Source organism: Bacillus sp. JJ1127 (assembly GCF_036965845.1).
GTDB lineage: Bacteria > Bacillota > Bacilli > Bacillales > Bacillaceae_G > Bacillus_A.
In genome coordinates this window covers 1-9,806 of sequence record NZ_JBALQK010000300.1, presented here as the reverse complement: position 1 = coordinate 9,806, position 9,806 = coordinate 1, and the positions used below count along the sequence as shown (strand labels likewise).

At 38.5% G+C, this 9,806-nt stretch carries 6 protein-coding genes; 5 read left to right on the top strand and 1 reads right to left on the bottom strand.

The genetic code is table 11. The annotated features are described in order from the left end of the window. Positions 1-59: 59 nt before the first annotated feature. The 5 genes from V7183_RS23215 (at position 60) to addA (ending at position 9,445) form a co-directional block, all read left to right on the top strand. Entirely contained in the window at positions 60-644 is a 585-nt protein-coding gene (locus V7183_RS23215; protein ID WP_097897598.1) for a competence protein ComK, read from the top strand. A gap of 218 nt (positions 645-862) precedes the next feature. After that, a complete protein-coding gene (locus V7183_RS23210) occupies positions 863-1,456 on the top strand; it encodes a TVP38/TMEM64 family protein (protein WP_097897597.1) in 594 nt (197 codons plus the stop codon). Between the two features lie 57 nt (positions 1,457-1,513). Then, positions 1,514-2,077: a signal peptidase I gene (gene lepB / locus V7183_RS23205; RefSeq protein WP_335360983.1), complete on the top strand. Its 564-nt coding sequence runs from the start codon at positions 1,514-1,516 to the stop codon at positions 2,075-2,077. Positions 2,078-2,204: 127 nt separating this feature from the next. Further along, positions 2,205-5,720 (top strand): helicase-exonuclease AddAB subunit AddB, encoded by a 3,516-nt coding sequence (addB, locus tag V7183_RS23200; protein ID WP_335360982.1) that lies wholly within the window; start codon positions 2,205-2,207, stop codon positions 5,718-5,720. Beyond that, positions 5,717-9,445 carry a helicase-exonuclease AddAB subunit AddA gene (gene addA, locus V7183_RS23195; RefSeq protein WP_335360981.1) on the top strand — a complete coding sequence of 1,243 codons (3,729 nt, stop codon included), beginning with the start codon at positions 5,717-5,719 and terminating at the stop codon, positions 9,443-9,445. Before addB ends, addA begins: the two co-directional genes overlap by 4 nt. Positions 9,446-9,539: 94 nt before the next feature. Here addA and V7183_RS23190 read toward each other — a convergent pair whose 3' ends face one another. Beyond that, positions 9,540-9,755: a spore germination protein gene (locus V7183_RS23190; RefSeq protein ID WP_141523246.1), complete on the bottom strand. Its 216-nt coding sequence runs from the start codon at positions 9,753-9,755 to the stop codon at positions 9,540-9,542. Between the last annotated feature and the right edge of the window lie 51 nt (positions 9,756-9,806).

The window sequence follows — 9,806 nt, the reverse complement described above, 5'->3', positions numbered from 1 at the left end:
TGATACAATTATTCATGCAGCTGCTAATGTGAATTAAAAAATGAAGGAGTGAATATAGCATGGGTGACAGAGCTGAACGCTATGTCGAAAACTATGTCGTAAACAAGAAAACTATGGCCTTACTCCCAGTTATTTTAGGTGAAAAAAGCATTGTGACACGAGTGATTGAGGTAGAAGATTCTTTTTTTATGTTTCAAAAGCCTCTTGATATTGTAGAACGAAGCTGCCGCAAGCATGGATCTAGTTTTTTAGGAAGAAAAGAAGGTACAAAAGAGTTGACACGTATTACGCACAAAGCACCCATTGCAATTAGTCCGACAGATCAACTGTATTTCTTTCCTACGTATTCTTATTCTAGAAAGGAATGCGCGTGGTTATCCCATTTTCATATCGTAAGTAATAGAGAACTAGCAGACGGTAATCTTATTATTCGATTTATTAATGGGCTTGCGGTGAAATTAGAAATGTCAAAGAGTAGTTTTGAAAATCAGCAAAATCGTACTGCAAAATTGCGGACAGAATATGAGGATCGAAAAGATAAACAGGGGAGTCTTCGGTTTAAAGAAGTAGCTAAAGAAGATGAATCTAGATTGAAGCCTGCTTATGAAAAAGTGTATGTTGTGAAAGAAGATGACGATGACTAGTAAGTAAAAAGGATGGAGAACCATCCTTTTTTCATTTCTTAACATGTAATATTCTGTCAAATAATGATAGATTATCACACAATAATAATGAAGGATTTCTACATAAAGGTATGGAAAATAAATAAATACATCTCCATATGTCGTATTTGCCATTTCCTCTTTTTGCTAAGCGGTGATAAAGTAGGGATAGTAATGATAGTAAAGGGGTAAATCGTAGAATGGATTTTCAAACAATCAAAGAGTACTTCTCAGTAGAAAACATGGATCATCTTGTCGAGAGTTACCGAGCGTTTGGACCGATTCTTGGTATTGGATTACCAATGGTAGAGGCGCTTATCCCAGCATTGCCGCTCATAGTGTTTGTAATGGCAAATGCCGTTGCATTTGGTTTATGGCTTGGTTTTTTCTATTCATGGTTCGGCTCAGTTCTTGGTGCGTTAATTGTTTTTTTTGTTATTCGTCGTTTTGGTCGGAGTCGCTTTTTTTCCTTTTTAAATAAACATGCGAAAGTACGAAGTGCAATGGGATGGATTGAAAGAAAAGGATTCGCGCCTATTTTTGTACTATTTTGTTTTCCGTTTACGCCGTCTGCACTTATTAATGTAGTCGCTGGTTTATCGCGTATTAGTATAAAACAATTTGGATTAGCGTTAGCATTCGGGAAACTAGTAATGATTTTTATTCTAAGTTATATCGGCCATGATTTAACTTCTTTTATCCATAATCCTGTGAAAACAGTTGTTGTCATAGGTGTTATCTTTATTTTATGGTATATCGGTAAGAAAATTGAAGTGAAATTAGAACTGCATTAAGACTAGACTTCACTGTAAATACATCTTCATTATCGAAAAAGGTGAGGGGAGAGGCAGATGAAGCGAGCTTTGAGAAAAGAAAGCCTAGAGTGGATGAGAACAATCTTTATAGGTGTGCTATTAGCTGTTTTTTTTCGAACGTTTTTCTTCTCAACGTATGTTGTAGAGGGGAAGTCAATGATGCCGACACTTCAAGATGGGAATATGCTTGTTGTGAATAAAGTTAGCTATCAAGTCGGGGAATTGAACAGATTTGATGTTGTTGTATTTCATGCGAATAAACAAGAAGATTATGTAAAGCGAATTATTGGTTTACCAGGTGATCAAATTGAATATAAGCATGATAAGCTGTATGTAAATGGAAAGTTTATGGATGAACCTTATTTGGAAACATATAAGCAGCAAGCGGAAGGGCATCAGCTGACGGGAGATTTTACGCTAGAAGAATCAACGAGAGAAAAGGTTGTGCCAAAGGGATATATTTTTGTACTTGGTGATAACCGCCTCGGTAGCTGGGATAGTAGACAGTTTGGTTTTGTGAAAGCAGATACTGTTGTCGGTAAAGTAGATTTACGATATTGGCCGATTCGTGATTTGCAAACGAATTTTTCAAAAGGTTAATGAAATGATGTATCCTAACGTAGGAAATAAAAAGACAAGCAGCCGCTGTTTGTCTTTTTTATTGTCCTATAATAAAATGATAATAGCAAACTAACGTTCGTTATGTGAATGAAAGGTGGGGAATTGCATGTCACTTCGATTTGTAATTGGTAGAGCTGGAAGTGGAAAAAGCACGCTTTGTTTACATGAAGTGCAAACAGAGTTAAAGCAGCGCCCAAGAGGTAAAACAATCTTATATCTTGTGCCAGAGCAAATGACATTCCAAGCGCAACAAGCGTTAATAGGAAGTGAAGATGTAAGAGGTTCTATTCGGGCACAAGTTTTTAGTTTTTCAAGGTTAGCGTGGAAGGTTTTGCAAGAAGTGGGTGGTGCAAGTCGTCTTCATATTGATGAAGCGGGTGTGCATATGTTACTTCGCAAAATTGTAGAGTCGCGTAAAGATGGACTATCCGTGTTTCAAAAAGCAGCAGAGCAAAACGGTTTCTTTGAACACCTTGGTAGCATGATTGCGGAGTTTAAACGTTATAACGTGACGCCATCTAACGTATATGAAATGTGGCAACAATTAGATGCGCACAGCAGTAGTGCAGAGCAAAAACTACTAGCGAATAAAGTATACGATCTTCAGCTTTTATATGATGATTTTGAACGAGCTTTAATTGGAAAATATTTAGATTCAGAAGATTATTTACAGTTGCTTGTAGAAAAACTTCCGCAGTCTGACTATGTAAATGGTGCGGAAATTTATATAGATGGATTCCATTCATTTTCTCCTCAAGAGCTAGAAATTGTTAGAGGATTAATGAGATTAGGGACTAGAGTAACAATAACATTAACGATAGATGAAAAAACGTTAGCACAGCCAGTAAATGAGCTCGATTTATTTTATGAAACGACGTTAACGTATGAAAAAGTAAAACAAGTAGCACGTGAAGAGAAAATAGAAATTGAAAAGACGGTTCCACTTATGGAACAGCCGCGGTTTCATTCTCCGGCATTAGCACATTTAGAAACGCATTACGAAGCACGTCCAAATGAAAAGTTTCACGGAGAAGCGAGTGTAACGATCAGTACAGCAGCTAATTTACGAGCTGAAGTAGAAGGCGTTGCACGTGAAATTCGAAGACTTGTAGCGGATGAAGATTATCGTTACCGAGATATCGCAGTACTTCTTCGTAACGGAGAAAGTTATTACGATGTATTGCGAACATTATTTATGGATTATAACATCCCGCATTTCATCGATGAAAAACGCCCGATGTCACACCATCCGTTAGTAGAATGCATTCGTTCTGCATTAGAAATTATTAGCGGAAATTGGCGCTATGATGCGGTGTTTCGCTGCATTAAAACAGAACTTTTATATCCACTAGACGTAAGAAAAGAAGCGATGCGTGAAGAGATGGATGAGTTTGAAAACTACTGTTTAGCATACGGTGTACAAGGAAAGAGGTGGACTTCTGAGGAGCCGTGGATGTATCGACGTTACCGTTCTCTTGATGATACAAGCGGGACAATAACAGATAGTGAACGTGAAATGGAAGAGAAAATAAATCGACTTCGTGACGTTGTAAGAACGCCAGTTATTCGCATGCAAAAAAGACTGAAGCGTGCCGGAACAGTTATGCAAATGTGCGAAGCTGTGTACTTATTTTTAGAGGAGCTTGACGTTCCGAAAAAACTAGAGGAATTACGTATTCGTGCAGAAGAAAGTGGAGATTTCTTATTTGCGACAGACCATGAGCAAGTATGGGAAGAAGTGATGAGTCTTCTTGATACGTTCGTTGAGATGCTTGGTGAAGAGAAAATGTCACTCGCTATGTTTACGGACGTAATGTCGACAGGTCTTGAAGCGCTTCAATTCGCGAACATTCCGCCGTCGTTAGATCAAGTATTAGTTGCCAATATCGATCGTTCTAGATTATCAGATATTAAAGCGACATTCATTATTGGAGTAAATGAAGGGGTGATTCCAGCAGCACCTATGGATGAAGGCATGCTTTCTGATGAAGAAAGAGATATTCTTAGCGCTGCAGGTATCGAATTAGCACCAACAACGAGACAAACTTTATTAGAAGAACAGTTCGTCATGTACCAAATGGTGACGAGAGCATCTGAGAAATTATACATTTCTTGTCCACTTGCAGATGAAGAAGGAAAGACGTTACTTGCTTCTAGCTTTATTAAGAAAATAAAAAGAATGTTCCCTGATGTGAAAGAATCGTTTATAACGAATGACGTAAATGACTTATCTCGTTCGGAACAAATCTCATACGTAGCAACGCCAGAAGTGACGTTATCATATGTAATGCAGCAACTGCAAACGTGGAAGCGATACGGATTTGAAGGCAATTTAGATTTTTGGTGGGACGTATATAACTTCTACGTTACTTCAGATGAATGGAAGCAAAAAAGTAGCCGTGTATTATCAAGTCTGTTTTACCGAAATCGTGCACAGAAGTTAAGCACATCTGTAAGTATAGATTTATATGGAGATAAAATAAAAGGAAGCGTCTCTCGTATGGAATTATTTAATCGCTGTGCGTACGCTCATTTTGCGCAGCACGGTTTATCGCTAAGAGAGCGTGATATTTTCAAACTTGATGCGCCAGATATCGGTGAACTATTCCATGCAGCCCTGAAGAGAATTGCAGACAAGCTATTACGTGAAAACCGTACGTGGGCGGATTTATCAATAAAAGAGTGTGAGCATCTTTCTGTTTTAGTAATAGAAGAAATTGCGCCGTTACTACAAAGACAAATTTTATTAAGTTCAAACCGTCATTTCTATTTAAAACAAAAACTACAACAAATCATTTTCCGTACTTCGCTTATTCTTCGTGAACATGCGAAGTCGAGTGGCTTTGTACCAGTTGATTTAGAAGTGCCGTTCGGTATGGGCGGTACTGGATCACTTCCGCCAATGGAATTCGCGTTGCCAAATGGTGTGAAGATGGAAGTTGTTGGCCGTATTGATCGTGTTGATAAGGCGGAAGATGAGAGCGGAACGTTCCTTCGTATTATTGATTATAAATCAAGTTCGAAAGCGTTAGACTTAACGGAAGTATATTACGGATTAGCACTTCAAATGTTAACGTATTTAGATGTCGTTATTTCAAATGCGAATACGTGGATGAAAAAGGGTGGTACTGCATCACCTGCGGGCGTACTGTACTTCCATATTCATAACCCGATCGTTGAGATGAAAGGAGACGCGTCTGAAGAAGAAATTGAAAAAGAAATTTTAAAGAAATTTAAAATGAAAGGGCTCGTGTTAGGAGATGCTGATGTTGTTCGTTTAATGGATAACAAACTTACAACAGGAAGCTCTGATATTATTTCTGCTGGGTTGAAAAAAGACGGTAGTTTTAGTGCGCGTTCTAGCATTGCAAGTGAGCAAGAGTTTAATGTACTTCAAAAATATGTCCACCATACGTTTGAAAATATCGGGAAAGACATTACAGAAGGTGTTATCGATATTGCGCCGTATAAAATGGGGAATAAAGCGGCATGTACGTTCTGTAACTTCAAATCTGTTTGTCAATTTGATGAGTCACTTGAAGATAATCAATTCCGTACGTTAAAAGATATGAAAGATAGTGAAGCGATGGAGAAAATAAGAGAGGAGATTGGCGGAGAATGATAGAAAATTGGCCTGAAAAACCAGAAGGTAGTCAATGGACAGATGATCAGTGGAAAGCAGTTGTAGCGAACGGACGTGATATTTTAGTTGCAGCCGCAGCTGGATCAGGGAAAACAGCGGTACTAGTTGAACGTATTATTAAAAAGATTATTAACGAAGAAAATCCAGTCGATGTCGACCGCCTGCTCGTTGTAACATTTACGAATGCAGCGGCGCAAGAGATGAAAAACCGAATTGGGGAAGCGTTAGAAAAAGTATTAATTGATGAGCCAGGCTCACAGCATATAAGAAAACAGCTTAGCTTATTAAATAAAGCTTCCATTTCAACTATCCACTCATTTTGTTTACAAGTGATTAGAGGATATTATTACATGCTTGATGTCGATCCTCGCTTCCGCATTGCGAATCAAACAGAAAATGAGTTATTAAAAGAAGAAGTACTAGATGACATATTAGAAGAAGAGTATGGAATAGAAGATAATACGATATTCTTTGAACTTGTTGATCGTTATACGAGCGATCGTAGCGATGATGACTTACAACGTATGATTTTAGCGCTTCATACAGAATCAAGAGCACACCCAAATCCAGAGAAGTGGCTTGATAAATTAGTAGAAGCATATGACATTGAAGGAAAAACGATAGAAGATTTAGTGTACGCTTCTTACTTATTAGAAGATGTAAAATTCCAGCTTGACACAGCGGAAGGGCATATTCGTAAAGCGATGGAACTTGCGATGCTTCCTGACGGTCCAGCACCGCGCGTTGAAACTTTACAAACAGATTTAGCTTTACTTAAAACGTTATCAAGCGCAGCTCGTGAATCGTGGACAAGCGTTTATGAAGCGATGCAAAATGTATCTTGGCAAACGTTAAAGCGTATTAAGAAAAGTGATTATAACGAAGATGTTGTAAAACAAGTAGATTCTCTTCGTAATAAAGCGAAAGATGAAGTGAAGAAATTACAAGAAGAACTATTTAGCCGTAGGCCAGAAAGTTTCTTGCGGGATTTCCAAGATATGCATCCTGTATTAGAAAAACTCGTTCAGCTTGTAAAAGTATTTACAGATCGTTTCCAAGCTATTAAGCGAGATAAAGGAATGGTCGACTTTACAGATTTAGAGCATTTCTGTTTACAAATTTTAAGCGAGCAAAGTGAAGAAGGTGAAATGAAGCCATCAGCAGTAGCTTTACAATATCGTAATAAATTTGCTGAAGTACTAGTCGATGAATATCAAGATACGAACTTCGTACAAGAATCGATTATTAAATTCGTAACGAAAGATTCTGAGAGTGAAGGAAACTTGTTCATGGTTGGGGACGTGAAGCAGTCAATTTATCGTTTCCGACTAGCAGAACCAGGACTATTCTTAGGAAAGTATAAACGCTTTACACCAGAAGGATTAGACGGCGGAATGAAGATTGATTTAGCGAAAAACTTCCGTAGCCGTCATGAAGTACTAGCAGGTACGAACTTTATTTTCAAACAAATTATGGGCGAAGAAGTTGGGGAGATTGACTATGACGCTGACGCTGAATTAAAGCTAGGTGCTAGCTATCCAAAAGGTGAAGATGTAGCGGCTGAACTATTATGCATTCAGCAAACTGAAGAAGAAGTAATAGATGGAGAAGAAGGTGCAGAAGTAGAAAAAGCACAGCTAGAAGCTCGTCTTATGGCGCAGCGCATTAAAGCGATGGTTGATTCAGGTTATGAAGTGTATGACCGTAAAACTGATAGTATGCGTCCGGTACAATACCGTGATTTCGTTATTTTACTTCGCTCCATGCCGTGGGCTCCGCAAATTATGGAAGAGTTAAAGTTACAAGGAATTCCGGTATATGCTGATCTTGCGACTGGTTATTTTGAAGCGACAGAAGTAAATATTATGATGAATGTATTTCGTGTTATTGATAATCCGATGCAAGATATTCCGCTCGCAGCTGTACTTCGTTCACCGATTGTTGGACTAAATGACGAAGAACTTGCAACGCTTCGTGCTCATGGAAAGAAAGGCTCGTTTTATGAAGTGATGCGTTCATTCTTAAAAGGAGCACCACTTGAAGAAGAGAAGGAACTGCATGAAAAACTAGAGTGGTTTTATAACTTACTTCAAGGATGGCGCGAATTTGCACGCCAACAGTCTCTTTCTGATTTAATTTGGAAAGTATATCGTGAGACAGGTTATTATGATTTCGTTGGCGGTCTTCCAGCTGGCAAACAAAGACAGGCTAATTTACGCGTATTATATGATCGGGCAAGACAGTATGAAGCAACATCTTTCCGCGGATTATTCCGTTTCTTACGTTTTATTGAACGTATTTTAGAGCGCGGTGATGATATGGGAACTGCAAGAGCGCTTGGTGAGCAAGAAGATGTTGTTCGGATTATGACGATTCATAAAAGTAAAGGTTTAGAGTTTCCGGTTGTATTTGTAGCAGGACTTGGTCGTCGTTTTAATACGCAAGATTTAATGAAGCGCTTCTTGTTACACAAAGATTTTGGCTTTGGTTCGCAATTTATTGATCCGCGTAAAAGAATTAAATATACGACGCTATCGCAATTAGCGATTAAACGTAAGATGAAGATGGAACTGATTGCAGAGGAGATGCGCGTATTATATGTTGCTTTAACACGTGCGAAAGAAAAGTTGATTTTAATCGGTACGGTGAAAGATAAAGAGAAAGAAATGGAGAAATGGCTGGATGCTAGGGAACATACAGAGTGGTTATTACCAGATTACGTCCGTGCTGGGGCATCTTGCTATTTAGATTGGATTGCACCGTCACTATACAGGCATCGAGATAGTGAAATACTTCTAGAATTAGGTCAAGGAACAATTCCAAATGAAATTTATGAATATAATGCGAGTTGGAAAGTAGAAGTTGTTGATGGAAAGAGTCTACTTGCACCAGAACCAGTGCAAGAAGAAAAGCAAGAACTATTAGAAGCACTTCGTGAGAAAATCCCCGTTCCACTAGAGAGTGAACGAAAAGAAGAGGTATACGATCGGTTAACGTGGGAATACGAATACGAAGAAGCAACAGTCCACCGTGCCAAGCAGTCTGTTACGGAGATAAAGCGAAATTATCAATCGGAAGACGGAAGTGACAACGCCTTTATTAAAAAACTTCGAGCGCCTATAAAAACGCGTCCGCGCTTTATGGAGAAAAAAGGATTAACGTATGCTGAGCGTGGAACAGCTGTCCATGCCGTTATGCAACATGTGGACTTGAAGAAACCAATTACAGCAGAAATCATTCAGGAACAAATTGCAGAAATGGTAAATAAAGAATTACTAACATTTGAACAAGCAGAAGAAATAGCGATCGACCGCATTGTAGACTTTTTTGATACGGAGATTGGAAAAAGGGTATTAGCAGCGAAAAGTGTAGAACGTGAAGTTCCATTTACGATGATGCTTTCAGCAGAAGAAGCGTATCAAAATTGGCAGGAGAAAAGCGGAGAATCTGTGCTTGTCCAAGGGGTTATTGACTGCATGATAGAAGAGGAAGATGGGATTGTATTAATTGATTTCAAAACCGATACAATAGAAGGGCGTTTTCCAGGTGGATATGAACAGGCAAGACCTATTTTAGAAGATCGATATAAAGTGCAACTTTCATTATACGCAAAAGCGTTAGAAAAGAGTTTACATCATCCTGTAAAGGAAAAGTATTTATATTTCTTTGATGGTAATCACATACTGCGTGTGGATGAAGTATAAGAAGAATGAATTTGCTTGCAGCTGATGAACACTTCTGCCTGCAAATAGCGGGATAAAAAATGAAAAGAGTAGGAGGGCGGCCCTTCTACTCTTTTTACACTGTTCCAATTTGATTTTGATCTGCAACATCTGCGTCAAATGTATTCGTTGCGCTGACACCGTTGAAAGTATTGATGACAAAAGCAACATTTGATGCTCCTGAACCATTATAGGATTTTGTATTTTCTTTTGGAGAGACGTTATAAAAATCACCTAAATTAAAAGAGCCGTTACTGTTTTGGACGATAAGGTTGCCAACAATGGATGGCATAAACATTCACCTACTTCACTGGCCTTCTTTAAAATTACTATATAAATCCAT

Coding starts and splice junctions, on each gene's coding strand:
- V7183_RS23215 (WP_097897598.1), top strand. CDS start 60: ATGGGTGACAGAGCTGAACGCTATGTCGAAAACTATGTCGTAAACAAG.
- V7183_RS23210 (WP_097897597.1), top strand. CDS start 863: ATGGATTTTCAAACAATCAAAGAGTACTTCTCAGTAGAAAACATGGAT.
- lepB (WP_335360983.1), top strand. CDS start 1,514: ATGAAGCGAGCTTTGAGAAAAGAAAGCCTAGAGTGGATGAGAACAATC.
- addB (WP_335360982.1), top strand. CDS start 2,205: ATGTCACTTCGATTTGTAATTGGTAGAGCTGGAAGTGGAAAAAGCACG.
- addA (WP_335360981.1), top strand. CDS start 5,717: ATGATAGAAAATTGGCCTGAAAAACCAGAAGGTAGTCAATGGACAGAT.
- V7183_RS23190 (WP_141523246.1), bottom strand. CDS start 9,755: ATGCCATCCATTGTTGGCAACCTTATCGTCCAAAACAGTAACGGCTCT.